Source organism: Marinobacter zhejiangensis, from assembly GCF_900114775.1.
In the GTDB taxonomy this organism is placed as follows: domain Bacteria; phylum Pseudomonadota; class Gammaproteobacteria; order Pseudomonadales; family Oleiphilaceae; genus Marinobacter; species Marinobacter zhejiangensis.
This window is the reverse complement of record NZ_FOUE01000001.1, coordinates 770,929-793,195: the sequence shown is the minus strand read 5'-3', so window position 1 is coordinate 793,195 and position 22,267 is coordinate 770,929. Positions and strand designations below refer to the sequence as shown.

Here is a 22,267-nt window from a genome sequence, read left to right as displayed (position 1 = left end):
CTATCCTGTCGTTACGGTTCACGCCCTGGTAGCACCAGATTTCAGGGCCTGATCGATCATTCCGCTGAGCACCACCAACTGTTCACCGACCTCGTCCCAGTCCACATGCTCGGATTTTAGGCGCTGCTCCAACGCGCCGGCCTGGCGAGTCATCGCCGGATACCCCATGGCCCCAGCGGTACCCTTGATCTGATGGGACTCACGCTGAAGCGCTTGCTTATCCTTGGCCGCCAACGCGGCCTGCATCACCGCCTCACGCTCACCCAACCCGGCGAGAAACTGCTCCACCAGACGCTGAATGCCCTCGTCGCAGGCGTCATCAACCGGAGCCACGGCCTGCTGCGACAAGTAGCGGTCAAGGATGGCCACCAGACGCCGCTGGTCTATGGGCTTGGTCAGCACACCTTCGCAGCCGGCCTGAACCAGCTCATCAATTTCCCGTTCATCACCAGCACTGAAGGCAATGATCGGTCGACGGAAGCCCGCCTGCCGCATCAGGCGAGTTGCCGCCACACCATCCATACCCGGCATATGGCGATCCATCAGGACCAGTTTGACCGGCTTCGCCAGCGCTGTCTTGACCGCCTCATCCCCAGCAGCAACTGACAAAACCTCCAGCCCTAGCCGGGTCAGCAAGCGTGTCACCAGGGCACGATTGTCATTGTTGTCTTCCGCCACCAGCACCAGGCCCTGATAATGGCGGTCGGACGGGTGACCATTTTCAATGGCCACCCTCAGGTAACGGGACAACAGTTCGTAGAAACGGCGCTTGTCGATTGGCTTGGCCAGGTGTGCGTTGAACCCGGCCTTGCGATAGTCTTCGATATCCTCAGCCATGACGTTCGCGGTCAAGGCGATGATTGGCACACTGACCCCAGCCTCCCGCAGGGCCACGGTAGCATCACGGCCGTTAAGCACTGGCATCTGGATGTCCATCAGGATCAGGTCAAAGCGCTCGTTGAGAGCCGCATCCAGCACCTCCACGCCGTTGCCAACATGCACCAGTTCAACCCCGGTCCGCTCCAACAACAGGCTCACCAGCTTGCGGTTCACCTCATTGTCCTCGGCACAGAGCACCCGGCCGGCCAGTTTTGGCGCCGCCACCAGTGACAACTGCCGGCGTTGGCTCAATTCTGAAGAATTACGGAGGAAGTTCACATCCTCAAGCGGGCCAGTCGCTATGTTGACTTCAAAATCACTGCCCTGACCGTAGGTGCTGTCGGCCACGATGGAGCCGCCCAACAACTCCGCCAAACGCCGGGAAATGCTCAGGCCCAGGCCGGTACCGCCATACTGGCGGGAGATCGCAGCGCTGCCCTGGGCGAAGGGGTCAAACAGCCGCTGCATCTGCTCCGGCTTCATGCCAATGCCGGTATCCACCACCCGGACATACAGCTTCCTGGCCTCGCGCTCACAGCGAACCGCCAGGGAAATAGAACCTTTTTCCGTAAATTTAAGCGCATTTCCACACAAGTTAATGACAATTTGGCGAAATCTTGTCGGGTCTGTATGGATCGTTTCGGGCAACGGGAATTCGCAGGTAATGCTGAATTCCAAGCCTTTTTCCTGGGCTCTGGGCTCAAAGAAGGCGCGAAGTTCATCCAGCAGCTCCGGCAGGTTCACGGTCACCACATCCACCGCCAGTTTGTTCGCATCAATCTTGGAGTGATCAAGAATGTCATTCACCAGCTCCAGAAGGTGATGGCCACTACGTACCACGGTTTCAGCGCTGTTACGCTTTTCCTCGTCGCTCAATTCCGGGTCCAGCAAGGTTTCGCCATAGCCGATGATGGCCGCCAGCGGCGTTCGGATCTCGTGACTCATATTGGCCAGGAACTGGCTTTTAGCAGCGGCGGAATTTCGGGCCAGCTCTTTTTCCAGACGCTCCTGTTCCCGTTCCTTCTCAATCTTCTGGCGATGGTGGCGTTCGGTGGCGTCGATGCAGGTGCCTTCCAGACAGACCGGCTCACCGTCTTCGTTATACAGCGTATGCAGGGAAATGGTTGCCCAGCGCTCCTCACCCTGGCAGGTGATATAGCGGGCCTCAACACCCTTTACACCCCCCGTTGCCTGCAGTTGATCCACAATCTGCCGACGCAGTGTTTCGTCAACAAAACAGGTATCCAGTACATCCGGGTTGGCGGCCAACAGCTGCGCACTGCTGGCGTAGCCGAGCAGGTCCGCCATGGCGGCATTGGCGGTCAAAAACCGCCGTCCAATGGACATCTGGAACAGGCCTTCGGCTGCGTTGTCGAACAGCGAGCGGTATTGCCGCAGGTTGGCTACCGCCCGCTGGTTCCAGTTCAGCGCCTCGCCCTGAACCAGCTTGATCCGGTCAGCCAGGGAAAATGAAAACAGGATAATCTGGCCTGCCAACCCGATCTGGCTGCTATGGGCGGTAAAGATATTGAGTGGCAGAAAGCCCATCACGGTGAAGGCGTAGATGCAGAACCCGGTGAGCGCGACAGTCCAGGCATAGAAGTAGGATTTTGCCGCCGGGTTGTAATGACGCCAGGACAGGAAACTGACGATGATCATCACCACACTGAGCGCGATGGACATCAGGACCGTCCATTGCATGGCGGTGTGGTAGGGCACAACCAATGCCAGCAGGAAACTTGCCACCACGGTGTACATACACACCCGGATCACCTGGTCCAGATCCGGGGATCGCCGCTCGGTTTCCAGCAGGGAGCGAGCCATCAGCAACCCGAAGAACCAGGTCGCGATGATTTGCAGGTGGAGGTATTGCTTGTCCAGGAACCAGGGGCGCTCGCCAAACAACTGGAGCCCGTGAACCTGCTCGGTCATGATGAAGGTAACGGCGATCAGCAGATAGAGTACATAGTAGATATTGCTGCGTTCGCGGGCGGACACTGCCACAAACAGGTTGTAGGCTAGTATGCCTATGATGGTACCTAACAGGATGCCCCGGAAAGCCTCCTCAACCGCCACTTTTTCCAGGTAACGGGCAGGGTGCCAGACAGTAATTGGCAGCCGAAAAGTATTCTTGCTGAATACCCGGAGATAGACCCGAGTCTCCACATCCCGCTCGAGCTCCAGCACAAAGCCCGGGTTCGGCACCGCCAGTGCCCGCTGTTTCAGGTCCGTCGCATACCCTGCCTGTTGCCGGTCAACCACCACACCGTCACGAACGACGTAGAGCTCAACGTTGTCCACTAGCGGCAGGGCCAGCTCCAGCACCCACTCGTCTGCGCTACTGGAACCCCGCCTCAGCAGGTCGTAGCGGACCCAATAGGCCGATTCGGTATAGCCGAAGTTCAGCACACTGCCTTCGTGGAGGGTAAACGGGTGTTGCTGCTCGTCACGGACATCGGCGAGGGTCAGGGATTGCCCCGGATCCTCCAGGTACCAGACACAGTGACTCAGGTTATAGGACGCATCACGGTCGGACAGCACCAGTGGTCGGCTGGAACAGTTTTCGCCAGCAACAGCTGTTGTCACGAACAGGGACAGCAATAACATCAGCCACGACAAGCCAGCGGGGAAGGCCCGATAATGCAAAATGTGATCTCCGCGCGGGAAGATACCCGATTATTTCTCTAGGGTTACGGATAGCAACCGGGCGCCTGTTATTATGATTCATCACGCCCTTCACCACTTTAGCGCGTAATTGGTGCCTGCGCACCTCAGGGATGCCTTGAATGAGAATTTCCCCACTGTTTTTGAGCCTTCCCATCGTCATTGCCCTGACCCCCGGCTGTGGCGGCAGCGATGGTGGTGAGTCGGCCTTCAACCCGGCCACCAACGTGGACCTGGTGTTCTCCACCTTCGACATCGAAGACACCGCAGGGAAACCTGCCAACCTTGAGCATACCCGGTTCTATGATGTCTACCGGGCACTGGAACCGGCTGACGGTGCCGACACCACCAGCAAGGATCTGGCAACCGCACTGCGGGACCATATTGACCATTTTCTGGGCCACACCCGCAACGCCAGTGACGACGGTTTCAAGCGGGTACGCAACCCGCTGGATCTGATGAACCAGGTGATTGCTTCCCGGGAAGTCGAAAACTTCAACGTCGGACGCCAGCACATTGAAGACCTGATCGACGCGACCGTACCCGGCACTTACAACACCCGCGCCAACGGTGCAGCCATTCGCTTTGCCGACCAGGCCGCCACCAATACCGGCGAACCGCTCGCCAACCGTCAGTGGATTTATGACACCCTTTACTGGAACTACACGCCGAGCGACGCCAACGGCGCGGCAGGTTATGAGAAAGTGTTCCGGGTGATCCAGTATGTGGCGCGAAACAACGACGGGGACGATCTGGCCAGCACCCAGGAATTGACCAGCCTGACCTCCAGCAGCCAGTTCGACGCGCTGCAGTTCAGCAGCCTCGGCTACAATGCCCCGGAGTACACCATCGTCAGTTTCGCCAGCCGCACCCTGGGTGATATGGAACTGCGTCAAGATCTGGTGATGGACAAGACCGACACCCTGTTCCTCAAGGACAGCGGCATCATCCTGGATACCGAATCGCTGGACTGCATCCGCGTCGAGCTGGATTACCCCCTCTCGGAAGTACGCATCTATATCTCCAACGGCGAGCCCAACCAATACGATGACGATGCAAACCCTGACACGGATGACGTGGATAACCCAGCCTATTGCGGTCGTCTCCAGGCGGGTGACGAGGCCTACCGCTATGACGCCATCACCCTGGCGGAACGTCAGTAGTCAGTTGAGACTTCCGGAATCCAGGCTTTGAATGAAGCCCTTCTTGCGGTCAATCATGCGCTCATAGGCGGAAATCATGATGGCGGTGTGGGGGGCTTTGGTCAGCCGTAAAGTTTCGATGCGGCGTTCCAGCCGGTCCACCTCATCATTCAGGCGGCGGTGAACATGGGAGCGAACGCTCTCATGCTGGCCAAGCTCAACGGCTCGGTCGCTTTGCTCTCTTTGCAGAGTCTTGTTCTCGTTATGCTTCATCGGTCTCATCCATTGAGTCATCAGTCAGGTCAGGGGAACACCATTTCCCAAACCGGATCATCACCCGGTCCCATCAGGAACCGTACATCCGGCACCTCTTCGCACAAGCATTTTCAGTATAGCAGCTACAGCTATTGCAACACGGCTGCGCTGCAATTCTGCCTATTTTTCATGCGCCCGGCAACAAAAGTGAACAACCTTTCAGTATCTTACAGGCGGCACCACCACATCTGCTGCTATAGTCCTAACTGACGGTCACGACCGTTGGCAAGGATCACCCTTAATACCGATTTTCCCTGGAGCCCAGTTGATGAACCAGACGTCTGTCGCCGATACCCTTCGGGAATACCTGTCACTGATTGAACTGCTGGACGATGCCTACTGGGAAGCCGGCAGTATTGCCCACAAGGACATGATCTACGACATCATCAGCATCTTTCATCAGGAAGTGGCTGAACTGAACAAGCTCAGCATCATGGACCACCACTATCCCTATGAGGTGATTACCGAGGGCATCCGCCGGGTGGTCCCCAAGCTGGAACAGCTGGATGACGAACGGGCCAGCGTGATCCAGCGTACCCAGACCCTGACCGATTTCCGGGATGTGGTGTCTTCGGTGCTGGGCATCCTGGAAGCCCAGCTAACCGCCGTCTGAGCTTCCTCCAGCGCTGGCCCCGAGTCGATTCAGGCCAAGACCAGGGGCCGTTCACCTTCAGGAATCAGCGGGAACTCCCGGCAGACAGTCTGGACAAAGCCCATCAGCGCGGGGACGTGGTGGGCAACGATGGGCAGGCCGGTATTGAGCAGGCTGACTGAAATATCCCGGGCGGCATCGGCCCAGCACAGTTTGTTGATCAGCCCCAGGTGACCGAACGCATAGCGACTCTTGGGCCCCCAGATGCCAATCGGGTTGCCACCCAGCATCAAGCCGGCACTGAAACGCATGGGCACCAGCATGGTCCGGTCGATCTGCAGCGAGCCAAATTGCTGGATGGCCCGGCGCACCGTCACTTCCTCACAAATTCGTTTGCCATTCCAGAGACCACCGTTCAGCATCATCTGGAAAAACCGGCCCATTTCCTCGGCGGTACCACACAGGTTACCGGCAGGAATCACCGCCGCTTGGAAGCGGGGATCATTCACCACCTCTTCGATGGTCTTGATATCCCCCCCCAACGCCCGCTTCACCACCCAAGATACCGGGAACGTGGGGCGAGGGCCGGTGGCATAGGTCGACGACAGCTCATCGAGTCGCGCCGGTTCAATGCCGTAGGTGAACCAGTTCATGCCCATCGGTTGACGCAGGTGGCGGTCGAGGTAGGCGTCAATACTGTCCCCCGTCACGGTTTCCAGTACCCGTTGCAACACAAAGCCACCGGTGATGGCGTGGTAGGCCACCTTGGCACCATCCACTTCCACTGGCCGTGCCTCACACAACAGGCGCCAGATTTCGTCCTTGTCCCACAGCACATCGATGGGGGTGTCCTTGGGAATGGCCGGAATGCCACCACGATGTGACAGAACCTGGTGGACGGTGATGGTGCGCTTGCCATTCTGCGCAAATTCCGGGCAGTAGTAGGCCACCGGATCCATCAGGTTAACCAGCCCCTGTTCCGCCAGCATATGCATCAGCAGCGCGGTCACCGCTTTGGAGGCAGAGAAGTAGCACACCGGGGTATTCGTGGTCATCGCCACTTTCGGGGTGTCTGCCTTGTCCCCCGGACCATTGCCCCGCGCATGGCCGATGGCCCGGTGCAACACCTGCTCACCCCGGTGGCGGACAGACAGCTGGATACCCGGGTGAACGCCGGTCCGGTACAACCGCTCAACGCTGCGCCAGATTGCTTCCACCGAGTCCTGACGAACACCAACGGCTGCCGGGTTCTCTCCGGCCTGGTCGCGATAGGTGACTGTCTCCAGGTTTTTGGGGATCGCACAGGTGTGAAGCGCATGCCGGGCAAGTTGTTTCATTCAGATAACCTTGTTTGTTGCAGCTGTTATTGGTTTATTTCTGATTTATCGTATTCAAAGGCTACCTAATCATTCTAGTTGACCGCCGCGGTTGCATTGGCCGAACCGCCCTCCAGATTAACGGCAACTGCCTCAACGACTGACAGGATTCCCCATGCTCGGCTACGGACTAGCGCTCATCGCCATTGTTGTGTTTGCCTTTTACTGGCTGTTCATCCGCCCCAGGCGGCGCCTGGAAAGCCTGGCCCGCATCCCGGTGCCGATGGACTGGATTGAACAGTTACGGTCGGAGATGGCGCTCTACCGGCGCCTGCCACCGATCACCCGCACCCGCCTCCATACCCACATGCGGGTGCTGCTTGAGCAGGTTGACTTCTATGGCTGCGCCGGCCTGGAGCTGACCGAGCCGATGAAGGTGCTCATCGCCGCCCATGGAGCTCTGCTGATCAACCAGCTGTCACCAGACTACTACCACAAACTGCAGTCGATTCTGGTCTACCCCGGAGCCTACCGGGTCAACCAGACACAACAGGATGGCCCGGTACTCCACGACCATGACCAGGCCCGCCTTGGCGAGTCCTGGCAAACCGGCAAACTGGTGCTCGCCTGGGACACCCTGGTGCGAGAAGCCGCAGACGACAACAGCCGCAGCAATGTCGCGCTGCACGAATTCGCCCATCAGCTCGACCAGGTAGATGGCGCCTCCGATGGTGCCCCACCACTGGCGTCAGGAGAAATAGCCCGGCACTGGCAGGACGTGTTTTCCGACGCCTGGCAGCGCCGCCGTCAACGACACGGCGGCAACAGCATCATCGACGAATACGGCGCCACCTCGCCGGCGGAATTTTTTGCCGTGGCCACCGAAGCCTTCTTTCTCCACCCTGGTCTGCTCGCCAAACAGGAGCCCGACCTCTATGACTGCCTGGCCGGGTTCTACCGGCTTGACCCGGGGACCTGGAGCGACCTCGTCTCGACCACCTGATATTGGCCTTCCAGCCGTCTTGACTTTCAAAACGTGATACTAAATCATGTTTTGCATTAAACGATCACAATGGGAAGCCCGACGTGAGGACCAAGACGTTGCTCAAACACCTGCTGTTACCGGCTCTGCTGATACTCACCCTGGCCGGCTGTCAGCAGGGGCCGGACCGTGCCGCCCTGGAGCAATACGCCAGCACCGCCATGCCAGCAGACACCGAGTTGGCCGACATCTACCAGCGGTCCTGCCAGGCCTGCCACAGTCGTGGCAGCACCGGTGCCCCGCTGACCGGCGACGAAGCGGCCTGGGAACCTAGGCTGGAGCAGGGCATGGACACCCTGCTGAGCCATGTTGTCGACGGCTTTGGCGGTATGCCGCCCTACGGCCTGTGCATGGACTGCTCCGCCAGCGAGTTTGAGCACTTGATTGCCTTCATGTCGCACTACCCAGAAGCCCCTTGAGTACTGCAGGATTGCCAACTATGCCGAACCGTCGGGATTTCCTGAAAAGTCTGGTGGCCGTGGCCGCCTCCACCTATCTCCCCATGGAAAACGTGTTTGCCGGCACCGGCGAGTTAACCGCCCGCTCCGATCGCCTGCCCTGGAAGAACTGGTCTGGCAGCCAGATCAGCTACCCGGTCAACCGACTGGCACCAGCGTCGGTGGCAGAGCTACAGGAACAGGTACGCAACGCCACCGGGGTGATCCGCGCGGTCGGTTCCGGCCATTCATTCTCAGCCCTGGTGCCCACAGACGACACCCTGATTTCCCTGAACAGGCTCAGTGGCATACTCAGCCATGACGACACCCGTCTGCAGGCCACCATTGCTGCCGGTACCCGTCTGGGACAGATCGGGCAGCCACTGGAAGCGCTCAACCAGGCGTTGATCAACATGCCCGACATTGACCAACAAACCCTGGCCGGTTCACTCGCCACCGCCACACACGGCACCGGCGCCAATCTGCAGTGTCTGTCTGCCAGCATCGAGGCTTTGTCACTGGTCACCGCCAGCGGCGACCAGGTCCGCTGCAGCCGCGACCACAACCGCGAATTGTTTGATGCCGCCCGCGTTGGCCTCGGCAGCCTCGGCGTCGTGACGGACGTGACCTTGCAGAATACCCGACCCTATCGGCTCAAACGGGTCTCCGAGTGGCAGCCCATCGAGGACATCCTCGCCAGCGCCCAGGACACTGCTGACCGCCATCGAAATTTCGAATTTTTCTACATCCCGTTCTCCGGGATGGGCCTGTTCGACACCCAGGAAATCACCGACGAGCCGGTATCCAGCACCGAGAAATTCGACCAGAACGACGGTGCCCGCGACCTGCAGAACATCCGTGACATGCTGAGCTGGTCGACCACCCTGCGCCAGATGGTGCTCAAGGGCATCCTCAAGTCCATCGACCGTGAAGTGAAGGTGGCATCGTCCTGGCAGAACTACACCAGCGACCGCAACGTGCGTTTCAATGAGATGGAATACCACCTGCCGCGGGAGGATGGCCTCAAGGCCCTGGCGGAAATCCGCGACGTGGTGGAAAACAATTTCCCGGAGGTGTTCTTCCCGTTCGAGGTTCGTTTCGTCAAAGGGGACGACATCTGGCTCAGCCCGTTCTACCAGCGCGACACCATCTCCATTGCCGTGCACCGCTTCTTCGAAGAGGATTACCAGCCGCTGTTCCAGGCGGTGGAGCCGATTTTCCGTAAATACGGTGGCCGTCCGCATTGGGGCAAACTCAACACCCTGAACGGCCAAGATTTTGCTGCTCTTTACCCACACTGGGGCGATTTCAAGGCGGTCAGGCAGGAAATGGACCCGGACGGCCGCTTCCTTAACCCCTACCTGCAAGGACTGTTTACCGGATGAGCCAGAGCGACGCCTTTTCCCGCAGCCGCCGCCGTCTGTTACTGGGGGGTAGCGCCCTGGCCCTGGCCGGAGGCGCCGGTTGGTTGCGACCGGCCAGGGCCAATGGTCAGCACTCCGCCTATTTCCAGGGGCTCAATGAGACGCTGCGCCATCAAGACCGCTACCAGCCGTTACTGGTCATCGACCGGCAACGACTGCTGACCAACATCGACACCCTGAGCCAGCAGCTGGCGGGGCAATACCACTACCGCATCGTGGCCAAATCGCTGCCGTCGATCCCGCTGCTCAAGCTGGTGATGGCTCGGGCCAACACCCGTCGACTGATGGTGTTCCACCAGCCTTTCCTCAATCAGGTGGCCACCGACATTCCCGAGGCCGATGTACTGATGGGCAAGCCCATGCCGGTGCAGGCCGCCCGACGGTTCTATCGGGAGCAATCAAGAGTCGAGGGTCACCCAGGCTTTGACCCGGCCCGCCAACTGCAATGGCTGGTCGATACGCCCCAGCGGCTGGCGCAGTATGACCAGCTCGCCCGGGAGTTGGACCAGTCGTTGCAAATCAACATTGAGATCGACATTGGTCTGCACCGGGGTGGCGTTCAGGCGCTCGCCGAGCTGGATCAGATGCTTCGCCGGATCGAGCAGTCGCCCCGGTTACAGTTCTCGGGGTTCATGGGTTACGAACCCCATATCGTAAAAGCACCAGGCGCCAACGACTGGCTGCGGGATCAGGCCATGGCCCGTTACCAGGCGTTTGTCGACCAGGCCGAACAGACCCTGGGCCGTTCCATCCGCGACCTCACCCTGAACACCGGCGGTAGCACCACATACCCACTTTACCGCGACCTGCAGGATCACATTGCCCCCAACGAGATAGCCGCAGGGTCGGTGCTGGTCAAACCCACGGATTTCGACCTGCCAACCTTATCGCACCACGAACCGGCCGCCTTTATTGCCACGCCCGTGCTCAAGGTACTCGACCGCACTGAAATTCCGGGCGCTCCCGGGCTTGGCCGGGTAATGGGGTGGTGGAACCCTAACCGGGAAAAAGCGATTTTTATTTACGGGGGATACTGGAAGGCACATCCGGAATCGCCGTCGGGGCTGACGACCAACCCGGTTTACGGTCGTTCCACCAACCAGGAAATGCTCAATGCCGGTGCCAACTTCGCACTGGTACCCGACGACTGGGTGTTTCTACGCCCAACCCAGAGCGAGCAGGTGTTTCTGGAGTTTAACGGAATCGAAGCTTACGACAGTGCCCGTCACCAGCTCGCCGGGCATTGGCCGGTTTTGCGACAGCACTCGGTTTAGGCGCGCGCCTGACGCTTTCGTCATTCGGTTTACACCCGGTTGGTGGTAACCTCCCCGCCAGGAATGACAAACGACCGGGGGCAAAAGTATGACGGGGGCGGCCGCAGTGGGCACAGAACACAGGTATCGCAGAGTAGGGCTAGTCATCGCCGCAGCCTTGGTACTGCCAGGCCTGACCATGGCGGAAACCGAGGGCGACCTGAACCTGTCAGAGCCCGAACCCCAGCAACCTGAAACACCTCTATCGGTGGAAAGCTGTGCCCTGATCGAAAATGGCGCCAAACGTCTGGCCTGTTTTGATAGTGCCATCGGCAGCGATGAGCGGGCAGCGAATGCCACCCCGGAGCAGCGCCAGCGCATCGAACAGGCCACCACGCTGCTGGCCCCGAAAACCGGTGGCAATGTGGGCGTCACTGAAGAAGACGGCATGGCCGAAGCCTTGGTCAGCCGCCACCTTGCTTCCGAAGATGCCTTCCTGTCGCTGTCCGGTAATTTCCTGCCCCACAAGCAGACCTACCTGATGCCGTACTCCTACGTCTCAACGCCGAATCAGCGGCCCTACAGTCCCTCCCTGGGCTTTACCGACTACGACTACGACGTCCACGACCATGAGGCCAAATTCCAGATCAGCTTCAAGGTCCCCCTGCTGTCGGGCATTTTCGATAAACGCTCCACCTTGTGGTTTGGCTACACCCAGCTCAGTTTCTGGCAGGTGTATAACACCGATGATTCCGCGCCATTCCGGGAAACCAACTACGAACCGGAGCTGTTCTTTCGCTACGATGCCCGGCTGGACCTCGGGCCAGGCCGCCTGGATATCGTGACCCTGGGTCTCAGCCATCAATCCAATGGCCAAACCGAGCCACAATCCCGCAGCTGGAACCGCCTTACCGCCAACCTGGTCTATGGCGTCGACCGCTGGCTGTTCATTGCCAATCCCTGGTACCGCCTTCCAGAGAGCAGCCGCGACGACAACAATCCCGACATCGACCGTTACGTGGGCTATGGCGATTACTGGGCCATCTTCAAGTTCGATGAAGCCCGTTCAATGTCGCTCCGGCTGCGTAACAACTTCCGCACCAGTGACAATAAAACCAGCGTCGAGCTTGGTTACAGCTTCCCCCTGAGTAAAACCACCAAGGGGTATATTCAGTACTTCAATGGCTATGGCGAGAGTCTGGTGGATTACAACGAACGCATTCACCGCATTGGCGTCGGCATCATGATTCACGACTGGCTGTAGCCGCACCATCACATCAGCAGGTCCGCCATGGACTGTCCGGCGTTCACGGCAAGGGCCACCACAAGGCCGCTGAACACCAGCCCGACCATGGCGATCACTAATGACAGCAGGCGGGATCCCCCGCGCTTGGGACGAATGTCACCGTAGCCTACCGTGGTCGCCGTAATGCCCGCCCAATACAGGCTGTCCTGCCAGCGCCACCCTTCGCGACGCCCAACCCATAGGCCGAGCAGGGCAATGATCACCATCAGGAACACCAGGATCGGCCAGGCAATCAGCAGGCGCTCCCAAAGTTCAGACAGAAAAATCAGTGAAGGGCGAAGTATGTCTCGGATCATGTCGGTCTACAGTGGTTGGCTGAAAGGTTGATGCGCACATTATAGGTCAGGGAAACCACACTCCGCCCACCTTCAGTAATACTGACCGTGTTAATCACAAGGTTCCGCTATCCACACCCGAGCGGAACCGCCATGATGAAGAGTGATACTGGCAACCCTTGAGGAAGATGTTCCATGGCAAACAGCCACCAGGCCCCGATTCTGTTTCTGCCCCATGGCGGTGGCCCGCTGCCGCTACTCGGTGACCCGGGCCACCGGGAATTGACTGAGTTCCTGCGAGCCATCCCCGAACAACTCGGAACGCCCGAGGCTATCGTGGTGTTTAGCGCCCACTGGGAGACTGACACCGTGTCTGTCACCAGCGCCCCCAACCCGGCGCTGATCTACGACTATTACGGTTTTCCCGATGAAAGTTATACCCTCAGCTACCCGGCACCGGGAGCACCTGAACTGGCCCAAGCGTTGATTCAGCAGCTCCGCGAAGCCGGTATAGACGCCGCCGAAGAACCGCAACGGGGCTTCGATCACGGTGTATTCGTTCCACTCAAGCTGATGTACCCGGCGGCCAACATACCCTGTATCCAACTATCCCTGAGCAACAGCCTGGATCCAGCGCAACACCTCGCCATTGGCCAGGCGCTGGCGCCCTTGCGCAGCCGCAACATCCTCTTCATCGGCTCTGGACTGTCGTTCCACAACATGCAGTTGTTCCGGAGTGGAGACAACCGCTACGAGGGCGATATTAACCACTTCCACGACTGGTTGCTGGACACCTGCACCAACCCCGAACTGGATGCCGAAGCCCGGAGCCAGCGCCTGCAGCACTGGGATCAAGCGCCCGGGGCCCGTCTGTGCCATCCGCGGGAGGAGCATCTGTTGCCACTGCACCTGTGTGCCGGCGTTGCCAGCAGTCAGGCCGCCGAGGTGGTCTTCGATGGGCCGGTCCTGGGTCATCGCGCCGTTGGACTGCTCTGGCGATAGGCTAGGGAGCCTCCCGCATCAGCAGGGCCCGTTTTCGCGCCACGCCCCAGCGGTAACCGGACAGGCCACCGTCGGTGCGAACGACCCGGTGGCAGGGAATGGCCACGGCCAGCCGGTTGGCGGCACACGCCCCCGCCACCGCCCGCACCGCACTGGGCGCGCCGATCTTGCAGGCCAGGTCACGGTAGCTGACGGTCTGTCCTGGCGGGATGGTGCGCAGCGCTTGCCAGACCCGCTGCTGGAAAGCGGTGCCACGAATATCGAGCGGCAGGTCATGGCCCAACCGGGGCTGCTCCACCAGACCAACCACAGCGGCCACCTGCTGCTCAAAATCAGCGTCGCCTCCGATCAGCTCGGCCTGTCGGAACTGGCCCTGAAGCTCGTCCAGCAAGACCTGGGGGTCATCTCCCAGGGCAATGGCACAGATACCCTTGTTACTGGCGGCCACCAAAATGGCCCCCAGGGAGCACTGGCCAACCGCAAATCGTATAACCACGTTGGCGCCCTCACGCTGATAGTTCTTCGGGTTCATGCCCAACGCCTGACCGGCTTCGCGGTAGAACTGGCTGCTGGATTCGTAACCGGCGGCATAGGCCGCGTCGGTGACGGAGCCATGCCCACGTAACGCCTGTGACAAGCGCTGGTGGCGGTGGCTCCGGGCATACGCCGCCGGGCTGATACCGGTCACTGATTTGAACACCCGCTGCAGGTGATAACGGCTCATACCGGCCTCTGCGGCCAGTTCAGCCAACGTCGGTGGCGTTTCCGCCTGCTCGATCACGCGGCACAAGCCTGCCACCAGCTCCAGGTGGCGCGGTTCGCCGCCAGATGCCCCCTGTATCCCCACGTTTCGCTCCCGACCGACCGGTTCTGCCTTGTTGACGCTTCACTGTATCGCCATCGACCAACCAAAACATCCCCATTGTTGCGGCCTTTACCGGGTGGATTCATGGTAGATTACTGGCAGGTTCAATGTTCACCGTAGCAAGGACACCCCATGACCCCAGGCATCGATACTGCCCGCAAGGCCAAGGTTAGCCACTCCATCCACGAATACAGCCACGACCCCTCCAGCGAGTCCTACGGCTCTGAAGCCGCAGAAAAGATGGGCGTGGACCCCCGTCGGGTCTTCAAGACCCTGGTGGTCTCGATCGATGGGAAGAAACTGGCAGTAGGGGTGGTGCCGGTGACCGCCATGCTGAGTATGAAACGAATTGCCAAAGCCGCCGGAGGCAAGAAAGCCACCATGGCGGACCCGGCGGAAGTCCAGCGCACCACCGGTTATGTGCTTGGAGGCGTGAGTCCACTGGGGCAAAAAAAGCGCCTGAAGACGTTCATAGATGAATCAGCTGCCGGGTTCGACACGCTGTTTGTCAGCGCCGGGCGGCGGGGCCTTGAGATCGAGCTTGCGCCTGCTGACCTGCAAAAGCTCACCGGCGCCCGACTGGCCGCCCTGACCCAGGAGGAGTGACGGTCGTCAACGTAACCGGCGAATACCCAACACCCGGCTTTTCGCATAACGCGCGATACTGACGGTATCGCCCTGATTGCCCCCCAAGACCAGCACATCGCTTCCTTCTGATCCGGCAAAGAACCCCACATGACCAGGCGCGTCGATTACGTCCGGGCCCGGCTGGGTGCCTTTTCCCCGTTTCAGGATGACAACATCAAAGCCGGCCCTTGCCTTGTCGAGTTCGATGACTTCGCCCACCAGCAGCCAGGAACGTGCCCGCAGGCTCTTCGAGCGGGGCAACCGCAGCAGCCAGGTAATATAATTGGTGAACGCCGAACACCAGGGCACCGAGTCATCCTCCGGCCATTTGTTGTCCAGCCGCAACATCGCCAGCACCTGAGGGTTCGAAGTAGTGCCCGGCACCTCGCTGACGCCAACGAAGCGCTGCGCCAGTTCGTAAGCCGAAATCTCTAGCTTGTTCATGGTCTGCATCCTCCTCATCCACTGTCCGGGCCAAGTCCTGCACTCGCTCCTGCGCTCACCTCTCTACTAACCATAGTCGCTGGCGCCCGGACTGGCCCCAAGGTTCTGGGGGAAACTTGCGCCTGTAGCACCACCGCCTAAAATGTCGGTTTGTCCCCAACACTCAGGAGCCCCATGCCATTCCCCCCACCAGGCAGTCGCCGCCATTCCCGCTCGCACCCCGTGCTCAATGCCCTCGGAACGCTGTTGCTCATGGCCGGTTTTATTGCCCTGTTCATGCCGTCACTCGTTCTACAGGTCTTGCCCGCGGGACTCGCTGAACTGCTCGTTGCCCAGGCCAAGGTACTGATCGGAGTGGGAATCGGATGCCAGGTACTGGCCGTTATCACCCGCGCCAAAAAGGCCAGGGTGGAGGCCGAGCGGGTGACCGCTCTGCAACAGGCTCCTCCCGACGCGCCGCAAAACGGGGATACCCCCACCAACATAGACTGGACTCCTTTGAAGGGGGGTGGCGCCAACTTCAGAACCCACCACCTGGTCGTGGCCAATCCCCACCGGCTGGAGGTACGGACCAGTGTGCAGATGATCCTGTTCTGTGGTTTGTTCATCGCCCTGGGTGCCGGGGTCGGTGGCGTGTTCATTGTCTCCGGTCTGCGGAGCGGTGACCTGGTGCAGGCTTTGATGCCGGGACTGATTGGCTTGGTCTTCGTGTTGACCGGAGCCCTGCTGCTCCGATCCGCCAGCAAGCGTCGTGTGTTCGACCGTACGCTGGGAGGCTACTGGCGGGGCTCCGGCAAGCTGAGCAACCCTCAGGCACTGGCAGCCCAAGCCGAATGGGCCTGGCTCCAGGACATCAAGGCACTGCAACTGCTGCAGGAGCGGATCACCAGCCGCAGTAGCAGTGGCGGCAGCCGCTCTTACTGGAGTTACGAGTTGAACCTGGTGCTGAGCGATGGCCGCCGTCTCAATGTCATGGACCATGGCAACTACGACCGGCTGCGGCAGGACGCCGACGCCATCGCGCAGTTCCTTGGCGTGGCGGTATTGGAGCGGGGTTAGGGGATTGGAGGGCAGGCGGCTCAGCGCCTTGCCCAACTCACCAGCACCTCGGCGATTTCGGCATTGCGCGCTTCGCCAAACCCCAATTTCTTGGCCCAGTCATGGCCAATGACCGTGCACATCAGGGTATAAGCAATACGTTCGGGGTTATCGACACCAGCACAACCGAGGTACTCGGTGATTTGCTGGAGGAAGTGCTGATACAGCCCTGTCAGCTTGGCGCTGGTGGATTCGTTGTGCCCCCCCTGGGCGATCAACGCGAAGAACACCCCATTTCGCTCGCTGACCTGGTGAAATTCCGTCGAACACAGGAAACTCACCAAGCGCTCCAGGGACGGCACGTCTGACCCTTGCAGGAACTCAAGCAGGGCAGAGGTGTAACGCTCGACCACCCGTTCCAGCAATGCATCCAGCAGTGCCTCGCCACCGGAGAAATAGTGGTGAATCATCGGCTGGTTCATCCCCGCCTCGCGCGCAATCTTCCGCTGTGAGGCTGCGGCGTACCCGTCACGCAAGACCACCCGTTCAAAGGCGTCGAGAATTTGCCGTCGTCGCTCGTCCGATTTGCTCTGCCGCGCCATGGGCCTGCCTACTCCACTGAAAATCCGGCTGCCGATTATAGACAGTATCGGATTCGGCCGATATGATCCAAAATATATCGATCGATAAATATAAAAACACACATGGAAAGTATCAGGAAGCCCTTATGAAGCGAAAGCTGCTCTACCTCACCTGTTCCCTGTTGGCCGTCGCCCTGGTGGCAGCCGCGATTAATGCCCAGACTCTGCGCCGCCTCTACCACACCGTCACACTGTTTGATGACGACGTTATCGTTGGCAACTTCTCCAATATGGACCAGCTGTTCGACGCCGTCACCATAGATGCCAGCGCCCCGGTTACGGTTTTTGGCCATTCACCGCAACCGCTGCCCAGCGAGTTCCAGCATGACGGCACACCCCGCGTTACCCGGGATTTCCTCGCCGATACCAACACCACCGCACTGCTGGTACTGAAAGATAACGACATCACCTTCGAGGAGTATTACCGGGGCACCAATGCCGGGGACCGCCGGATTTCTTGGTCAGTTGCCAAGTCCTTCCTGTCTGCTCTGTTTGGCGTTGCCGTCGCCGAGGGCAGCATTGGCAGCCTGGACACCCCGGTCAGTGACTATGTCCCCAGCCTCAAAGGCACCGGCTACGACGGCGTTGCCATCAAAGATGTACTGCAGATGTCCAGCGGAGTTCGCTTTGACGAAGATTATGCCCGCTTCAATTCAGACATTAACCGCTTTGGCCGTCTGATGGCCCTCGGTGGGTCACTGGATGAATTCGCCACCACCCTTGAACGGGAGCGGCAACCCGGCACCTACCTGCACTACGTCAGCATCGACACTCACGTTCTGGGCATGGTGTTGCGGGCCGCCACCGGACGGGAAATCACGGACTATTTCAACGATAAACTCTGGTCCCGCCTGGGGGCTGAAGACAGCACCCTGTACCTGGTCGACGCCGTTGGCGAACCGATGGTCCTGGGCGGACTGAATATGAGAACCCGGGACTTCGCCCGTTTTGGCAGCGTTTACCTGAACAATGGCTTCTGGAACGGACAGCAGATCGTCACCCCGGAGTGGGTGGCCGCCTCGGTCACACCCGATGCCCCGCACCTGATGCCCGGAGAGCGGGACACCTCCGACCTGAGCCTGGGCTACGGTTACCAGTGGTGGATTCCGGAAGATGCCGACCAGGAATTCATGGCCATCGGCATCTATGACCAGTTTATCTACGTCAACCAAAAGGCCGGTGTGGTGATCGTCAAAAACTCAGCCAACACCCACTTCACGGAAGACAACTTCAGCTCCATGCGGGAAACGGTGTCGATGTTCCGGGCCATCGCGGACTCAGTGGCCACAAGCGGCGACCAAGACACATCCCTGGCAGCAGCTCAGCAATGACCCTGCAACGTTGGACTGGCCGGCCTCTGTTGCGCCAGCCAGTCCAACGCGGCCTTACACCCCCACGATCAGTGACTGACCGCAGCGGCCATTAGTGGTCCTGCCTGCTCGTCCGTCAGGGCGGGGCTGATTTCCATATGCAGCAGGTCATTCCATTCCAGGGCAAACTGCTGTAATGCGACGGGACTGTCCGATTCCAGAACCGCAAAGCCAGCGCTCTGTCCGGCGATAAACCAACGCCCCAGAAGGGCGACACCTTCGGGAGGTTTGCCACCAGTTTCCAGGAAGCGCTTGATGGCCTCGTTTCGGTCTTCGGAATTCAGGGTCCATTGACAGATGAATAACATAAGCCACCCCCAATGTTCGGCTGGCACGCCTCGAAACCCTTACTGTAAGTCTAGTACAGCCCGCCAACCGCTGCCGCCTCAAAGGGCGCAAGGCTGGGGTGCCAGTAGCATGTCCATACGCTGAAGGTAATCGGCAAATACCGGGTGATTCAGGGCGTGACGCCGGATGGGAGTATCCTGGGGAACCCGCAACAGGTTAAACAGAAAGGCGTAGACGGTGGCGTCGTACTCAGTTGGCGCCCCGCCCACTGCAAACGGGTGGCGACCCAACGCCCAGGCCAGAGCGTCCAGATCTGCCGCCGCACGGGCATAGACTTCCGGCGTCGGGCAGCGGCCAAAACCCTGCCCCTTCAGGGCCGCAATCACCCCACGACGGGCAACATGGGGCACCAGACTGCTGACGCCCGGCGGCAGGCTCTGGAAGAACTCGACACGGGTTTCCGCCCAGTAGGCATCGTCCATCCAACGTGAGTAGAGCATGGAAAAATACAGACTCTCCTCACACAGCTGGCGCAACAGGTGCCCGGTGGTGATCTGCTCGTCGGTCAGAGGACTGCCAAGGGGGTAATCCCGCCGTAGGCCAAGGTACGCCAGGATTTCCCGGCTATCGGCAATGGTGCGACCGTCATCAACAATATACGGCAGCTTGCCCCTCGGCGCCTTGAACGGCGGTGTTGGACAGAGCCGGTAATCAATCCCGGCCAGCCGGCAATAGGTTTCTACCTTGAGGCAGAAAGGGCTGGCATTCACTCCCCAGGCCAATGGGAATTGGTGAAGATCGATCACGGCGCCACATCCTCATGGTGCTACAACGTCGGTGGTTTACCCGCCTCCCGGCGCCGTGCAACCCATTCCTCCCGAGTTTGCACAGCCTCATCACCGGACAGCGAAGCGATGATGCTAAAGTAACCTGAACCATAAGGGTCCGCCATTACCGTTTCTCGGGAGTTGATCCGCACCACATAAACAGTCTGAACATTCTGGTGATCGAAATCACGCCAATATTGCTCGTCTTTCAGCAGGCTGTAACGATGCCCCTCCAGCGCCCGTGTCACCGCACGGGTATCCGTGCTGCGCGCCCGCTCCACCGCATCCCGGTACTGGTAGACAATGCTATAGGCCGACGCTGCAGCGGATGACGGACGCATGTCGTAGCGCTCGGAGAAGGCTTCAACGAATGCCACCCCGCGCTCATAATTATGTTCATAAGGCAGGTTCCACACCCACGGCGCGCCTCCGACAACCCCCTCCATAATCGTTGGGCCAACCTGGCGAACCATGCCCAGGGTAAGGTTGGGCACCACCACCTGCATGGTCTCGGTCAGCCCCAGTTCATGAGCCAGGTTCACCGCCCGCACCATGTCGTCGCCAAACAGCACCAGTACCAACACCTTCGCATTGGAGGCCTGCGCCTGTTCCAGGGCACCACGGAAATCACTGGTCAGCGCCCGGGGGAACGGTGTACGGACACCCGGATGCTGAGCCGTATCGGTGGTGTTCGAGAAGGCCCGCAGCGACTCTTCCACCGACCAGCCCCAGGTGTAATCAGCCGTCACGTAGAAGTAGTCATCATCAGCGTGGTTGACGTTGAGGTACTGGCCCAGGGCCCGCGCCGTCATCCAGGCATTGTAGGGCTCACGAAACATGTGCCGGTGGCCTTCACTACCAGTGGTGGCATTGGAATAGGTGAGGGTACCGAAATAGAGCCGATCCCGTTCGCGGGCAGCCTGTCCCGAGGCGATGGCGACCGCACTGGAAACACCGCCGAAAACCATCTCCACACCCTCGCGATCGATCAACTCAGCGGTGTTGTCCGCTCCCTGATCCGGCTCGCCCCGGGTGTTGCGAATGACCAGTTCCAAAGGGCGGCCCATTACCCCCCCCGCCTGGTTGATTTCTTCCACAGCAAGAAATGCCCCCAGCCGTTGTTGCAGGCCCTGGTCTTTGTAGCGACCAGTTTGAGGATAATTGAAGCCTATCTTGAGGGGCTCGGCGGTCACACCGGTGCTGGTCATCACCAGCAGACAAACCGTTAAGAGCAGCTTTCTAAAATACATGTTGGCAGGTCTCCAGTTGGCAACAACGACTGACCACCCGCTCCTGCACCTCTCAGCCGGCCAAAGTTGTCAGCATTTATAGTTCCTTATTCGATCGATTAGTGTCAGCACCCGGTAGCGAACCAACAATGGGACTTAGGTGGAAGATTGGGTAACAGATCGAAAGCGGCGGTAAGGATGTGTTTCACCCGCACCAGAGGCATTGATCTGGCTCAACAATTGGAAAACTATCTACCCCGGTACGCGCTTTTATCGCCATGACCGGCGCGAAGACAAGATCATTGCCCACAAACCCGCCCAATACGCTTAAAATGGTCGGCCCTAATCAAACCCGGCCCGAGCCATGCGACAAACCTTCGAACTTACCGTCACCGAGCCCCAGACCGCCGCCGACGCTTTGGCAGAACACACTGGCCTGTCCAAGGGGCGAATCAAGGACGCGATGACCAAAGGCGCCTGCTGGTGGACCTATAAAGGGAAACAGCTGCGACTGAGGCGGGCGACCAAGGCGATGCAGCCCGGTATCCGGATGACCCTCTACTACGATGACAAGGTGCTGGCACTGAAGCCCTCGCCCGCTGAATGCCTGCTCGACAACAAGCGTTACAGCGTCTGGTACAAACCCCACGGCATGCTCGCCCAGGGCTCCCAGTGGGGCGATCACTGCAGCCTGCTGCGCTGGGCTGAACAGAAAACCGGCCGCGACTGCTTTCTGGTACACCGGCTGGATGCCGATGCCGCCGGTCTGATGGTCATCGCCCACGACCCCAAGGCCGCCGGAGAACTGTCCAAGCTGTTTCAGGGCCGCACCATCCGCAAGGTCTACCAGGCCTGGGTCTGTGGACAACTTGCGGCAGACGATCGGCTGATTGAGGCGCCGGTTGAGGGTAAAGCCGCGGTGAGCCGAGTAAGCACCCTGAGCCAGGCCGACAACCAAACCCTGGTTTCCGTCACCATCGAAACCGGACGCAAGCATCAGATTCGCCGTCACCTTGCCGGCATTGGCCACCCGATTGTGAGCGACCGGTTGTATGGCCAGGGCACACCACAGCCCCTGCAGCTGGTTGCCGTTGAACTGGAATTCCAGTGCCCGCTAAGGCACCGGCCGGTCCGTATAACGCTGCCGGAACAGCTGCAACTGGCCCCACAGGCAGAGACCTGAACGGCCGCCGCCAATGCCGCTTGCCAACCAGGCTGATATTTAACAATTTAGCATTTGTAACCTTTAGCATGATCCGCTAATTTCCCAGCTTATTTTCCAGGACGCTGA

Annotated in this window: 22 protein-coding genes; 12 read left to right on the top strand and 10 right to left on the bottom strand. The window is 59.6% G+C overall.

The features are described 5' to 3' along the window. Positions 1 to 18: 18 nt before the first annotated feature. On the bottom strand, positions 19 to 3,525 hold the full coding sequence (locus tag BMZ67_RS03515; protein ID WP_342712914.1) for a response regulator: 3,507 nt from the start codon (positions 3,523 to 3,525) through the stop codon (positions 19 to 21). A 140-nt stretch (positions 3,526 to 3,665) separates the two neighbouring features. Here BMZ67_RS03515 and BMZ67_RS03510 point away from each other — a divergent pair, with 140 nt between their 5' ends. Continuing rightward, entirely contained in the window at positions 3,666 to 4,706 is a 1,041-nt protein-coding gene (locus BMZ67_RS03510) for a hypothetical protein (protein ID WP_245749853.1), read from the top strand. On the opposite strand, the gene BMZ67_RS03505 is transcribed toward BMZ67_RS03510, so the two are convergent. Then, on the bottom strand, positions 4,707 to 4,958 hold the full coding sequence (locus BMZ67_RS03505) for a hypothetical protein (RefSeq protein ID WP_092020506.1): 252 nt from the start codon (positions 4,956 to 4,958) through the stop codon (positions 4,707 to 4,709). A 310-nt stretch (positions 4,959 to 5,268) separates the two neighbouring features. Here BMZ67_RS03505 and BMZ67_RS03500 point away from each other — a divergent pair, with 310 nt between their 5' ends. Beyond that, positions 5,269 to 5,613 carry a hypothetical protein gene (locus tag BMZ67_RS03500; RefSeq protein WP_092020505.1) on the top strand — a complete coding sequence of 115 codons (345 nt, stop codon included), beginning with the start codon at positions 5,269 to 5,271 and terminating at the stop codon, positions 5,611 to 5,613. Between the two features lie 29 nt (positions 5,614 to 5,642). On the opposite strand, the gene BMZ67_RS03495 is transcribed toward BMZ67_RS03500, so the two are convergent. Next, positions 5,643 to 6,929 carry a serine hydrolase domain-containing protein gene (locus tag BMZ67_RS03495; RefSeq protein ID WP_092020504.1) on the bottom strand — a complete coding sequence of 429 codons (1,287 nt, stop codon included), beginning with the start codon at positions 6,927 to 6,929 and terminating at the stop codon, positions 5,643 to 5,645. A gap of 154 nt (positions 6,930 to 7,083) precedes the next feature. Here BMZ67_RS03495 and BMZ67_RS03490 point away from each other — a divergent pair, with 154 nt between their 5' ends. The 5 genes from BMZ67_RS03490 (at position 7,084) to BMZ67_RS03470 (ending at position 12,328) form a co-directional block, all read left to right on the top strand. Beyond that, positions 7,084 to 7,911, top strand: a complete 828-nt coding sequence (locus BMZ67_RS03490; RefSeq protein WP_092020503.1) for a M90 family metallopeptidase — start codon at positions 7,084 to 7,086, stop codon at positions 7,909 to 7,911. Positions 7,912 to 7,994: 83 nt separating this feature from the next. Next, positions 7,995 to 8,369: a c-type cytochrome gene (locus tag BMZ67_RS03485; protein WP_245749852.1), complete on the top strand. Its 375-nt coding sequence runs from the start codon at positions 7,995 to 7,997 to the stop codon at positions 8,367 to 8,369. A 20-nt stretch (positions 8,370 to 8,389) separates the two neighbouring features. After that, a complete protein-coding gene (locus tag BMZ67_RS03480) occupies positions 8,390 to 9,772 on the top strand; it encodes a D-arabinono-1,4-lactone oxidase (protein WP_092020502.1) in 1,383 nt (460 codons plus the stop codon). Beyond that, the gene (locus BMZ67_RS03475; protein ID WP_092020501.1) at positions 9,769 to 11,085 is read left to right on the top strand and encodes a DSD1 family PLP-dependent enzyme; all 1,317 of its coding nucleotides are present in this window, start codon (positions 9,769 to 9,771) and stop codon (positions 11,083 to 11,085) included. Before BMZ67_RS03480 ends, BMZ67_RS03475 begins: the two co-directional genes overlap by 4 nt. 106 nt (positions 11,086 to 11,191) lie before the next feature. Next, positions 11,192 to 12,328, top strand: a complete 1,137-nt coding sequence (locus BMZ67_RS03470) for a phospholipase A (RefSeq protein ID WP_245749851.1) — start codon at positions 11,192 to 11,194, stop codon at positions 12,326 to 12,328. A gap of 8 nt (positions 12,329 to 12,336) precedes the next feature. Here the strand turns inward: BMZ67_RS03470 and BMZ67_RS03465 are convergent, their stop codons facing one another. After that, on the bottom strand, positions 12,337 to 12,666 hold the full coding sequence (locus tag BMZ67_RS03465) for a potassium channel family protein (RefSeq protein WP_092020500.1): 330 nt from the start codon (positions 12,664 to 12,666) through the stop codon (positions 12,337 to 12,339). Positions 12,667 to 12,840: 174 nt separating this feature from the next. Between BMZ67_RS03465 and BMZ67_RS03460 the strand changes: the two genes are divergently transcribed. After that, a complete protein-coding gene (locus tag BMZ67_RS03460) occupies positions 12,841 to 13,647 on the top strand; it encodes a DODA-type extradiol aromatic ring-opening family dioxygenase (RefSeq protein WP_092020499.1) in 807 nt (268 codons plus the stop codon). A gap of 1 nt (position 13,648) precedes the next feature. Here BMZ67_RS03460 and ada read toward each other — a convergent pair whose 3' ends face one another. Then, positions 13,649 to 14,494, bottom strand: a complete 846-nt coding sequence (ada, locus tag BMZ67_RS03455) for a bifunctional DNA-binding transcriptional regulator/O6-methylguanine-DNA methyltransferase Ada (protein WP_092020498.1) — start codon at positions 14,492 to 14,494, stop codon at positions 13,649 to 13,651. A 150-nt stretch (positions 14,495 to 14,644) separates the two neighbouring features. Between ada and ybaK the strand changes: the two genes are divergently transcribed. Next, complete coding sequence (ybaK, locus tag BMZ67_RS03450) at positions 14,645 to 15,118, top strand: Cys-tRNA(Pro) deacylase (protein ID WP_092020497.1); 474 nt, start codon at positions 14,645 to 14,647, stop codon at positions 15,116 to 15,118. A 6-nt stretch (positions 15,119 to 15,124) separates the two neighbouring features. On the opposite strand, the gene BMZ67_RS03445 is transcribed toward ybaK, so the two are convergent. Beyond that, positions 15,125 to 15,583: a TIGR02594 family protein gene (locus BMZ67_RS03445; protein WP_175481820.1), complete on the bottom strand. Its 459-nt coding sequence runs from the start codon at positions 15,581 to 15,583 to the stop codon at positions 15,125 to 15,127. Between the two features lie 174 nt (positions 15,584 to 15,757). On the opposite strand from BMZ67_RS03445, the gene BMZ67_RS03440 reads away from it, so the two are divergent. After that, complete coding sequence (locus BMZ67_RS03440; RefSeq protein ID WP_092020495.1) at positions 15,758 to 16,642, top strand: hypothetical protein; 885 nt, start codon at positions 15,758 to 15,760, stop codon at positions 16,640 to 16,642. A gap of 20 nt (positions 16,643 to 16,662) precedes the next feature. On the opposite strand, the gene BMZ67_RS03435 is transcribed toward BMZ67_RS03440, so the two are convergent. Further along, entirely contained in the window at positions 16,663 to 17,223 is a 561-nt protein-coding gene (locus BMZ67_RS03435; protein WP_092020494.1) for a TetR/AcrR family transcriptional regulator, read from the bottom strand. Positions 17,224 to 17,348: 125 nt separating this feature from the next. Between BMZ67_RS03435 and BMZ67_RS03430 the strand changes: the two genes are divergently transcribed. Beyond that, positions 17,349 to 18,593 carry a serine hydrolase domain-containing protein gene (locus BMZ67_RS03430; RefSeq protein ID WP_092020493.1) on the top strand — a complete coding sequence of 415 codons (1,245 nt, stop codon included), beginning with the start codon at positions 17,349 to 17,351 and terminating at the stop codon, positions 18,591 to 18,593. Positions 18,594 to 18,661: 68 nt separating this feature from the next. On the opposite strand, the gene BMZ67_RS03425 is transcribed toward BMZ67_RS03430, so the two are convergent. The 3 genes from BMZ67_RS03425 to BMZ67_RS03415 all read right to left on the bottom strand — a co-directional run bounded on the left by BMZ67_RS03425 (position 18,662) and on the right by BMZ67_RS03415 (position 20,997). Next, the gene (locus tag BMZ67_RS03425) at positions 18,662 to 18,940 is read right to left on the bottom strand and encodes a DUF3303 domain-containing protein (RefSeq protein ID WP_092020492.1); all 279 of its coding nucleotides are present in this window, start codon (positions 18,938 to 18,940) and stop codon (positions 18,662 to 18,664) included. Positions 18,941 to 19,018: 78 nt separating this feature from the next. Further along, positions 19,019 to 19,726 carry a glutathione S-transferase family protein gene (locus tag BMZ67_RS03420; RefSeq protein WP_092020491.1) on the bottom strand — a complete coding sequence of 236 codons (708 nt, stop codon included), beginning with the start codon at positions 19,724 to 19,726 and terminating at the stop codon, positions 19,019 to 19,021. 20 nt (positions 19,727 to 19,746) lie between these two features. Then, entirely contained in the window at positions 19,747 to 20,997 is a 1,251-nt protein-coding gene (locus BMZ67_RS03415; protein WP_092020490.1) for an ABC transporter substrate-binding protein, read from the bottom strand. A gap of 343 nt (positions 20,998 to 21,340) precedes the next feature. Between BMZ67_RS03415 and BMZ67_RS03410 the strand changes: the two genes are divergently transcribed. Further along, positions 21,341 to 22,159 (top strand): RluA family pseudouridine synthase, encoded by an 819-nt coding sequence (locus BMZ67_RS03410; RefSeq protein ID WP_092020489.1) that lies wholly within the window; start codon positions 21,341 to 21,343, stop codon positions 22,157 to 22,159. The last annotated feature ends 108 nt before the right edge of the window (positions 22,160 to 22,267 follow it).

Bases quoted from the DNA above. Each gene is read 5' to 3' on its own strand.
- BMZ67_RS03510 (WP_245749853.1), top strand. From the start codon at position 3,666: ATGAGAATTTCCCCACTGTTTTTGAGCCTTCCCATCGTCATTGCCCTG.
- BMZ67_RS03505 (WP_092020506.1), bottom strand. From the start codon at position 4,958: ATGAAGCATAACGAGAACAAGACTCTGCAAAGAGAGCAAAGCGACCGA.
- BMZ67_RS03500 (WP_092020505.1), top strand. From the start codon at position 5,269: ATGAACCAGACGTCTGTCGCCGATACCCTTCGGGAATACCTGTCACTG.
- BMZ67_RS03495 (WP_092020504.1), bottom strand. From the start codon at position 6,929: ATGAAACAACTTGCCCGGCATGCGCTTCACACCTGTGCGATCCCCAAA.
- BMZ67_RS03490 (WP_092020503.1), top strand. From the start codon at position 7,084: ATGCTCGGCTACGGACTAGCGCTCATCGCCATTGTTGTGTTTGCCTTT.
- BMZ67_RS03480 (WP_092020502.1), top strand. From the start codon at position 8,390: ATGCCGAACCGTCGGGATTTCCTGAAAAGTCTGGTGGCCGTGGCCGCC.
- BMZ67_RS03475 (WP_092020501.1), top strand. From the start codon at position 9,769: ATGAGCCAGAGCGACGCCTTTTCCCGCAGCCGCCGCCGTCTGTTACTG.
- BMZ67_RS03465 (WP_092020500.1), bottom strand. From the start codon at position 12,666: ATGATCCGAGACATACTTCGCCCTTCACTGATTTTTCTGTCTGAACTT.
- BMZ67_RS03460 (WP_092020499.1), top strand. From the start codon at position 12,841: ATGGCAAACAGCCACCAGGCCCCGATTCTGTTTCTGCCCCATGGCGGT.
- ybaK (WP_092020497.1), top strand. From the start codon at position 14,645: ATGACCCCAGGCATCGATACTGCCCGCAAGGCCAAGGTTAGCCACTCC.
- BMZ67_RS03445 (WP_175481820.1), bottom strand. From the start codon at position 15,583: ATGAACAAGCTAGAGATTTCGGCTTACGAACTGGCGCAGCGCTTCGTT.
- BMZ67_RS03440 (WP_092020495.1), top strand. From the start codon at position 15,758: ATGCCATTCCCCCCACCAGGCAGTCGCCGCCATTCCCGCTCGCACCCC.
- BMZ67_RS03435 (WP_092020494.1), bottom strand. From the start codon at position 17,223: ATGGCGCGGCAGAGCAAATCGGACGAGCGACGACGGCAAATTCTCGAC.
- BMZ67_RS03430 (WP_092020493.1), top strand. From the start codon at position 17,349: ATGAAGCGAAAGCTGCTCTACCTCACCTGTTCCCTGTTGGCCGTCGCC.
- BMZ67_RS03425 (WP_092020492.1), bottom strand. From the start codon at position 18,940: ATGTTATTCATCTGTCAATGGACCCTGAATTCCGAAGACCGAAACGAG.
- BMZ67_RS03415 (WP_092020490.1), bottom strand. From the start codon at position 20,997: ATGTATTTTAGAAAGCTGCTCTTAACGGTTTGTCTGCTGGTGATGACC.
- BMZ67_RS03410 (WP_092020489.1), top strand. From the start codon at position 21,341: ATGCGACAAACCTTCGAACTTACCGTCACCGAGCCCCAGACCGCCGCC.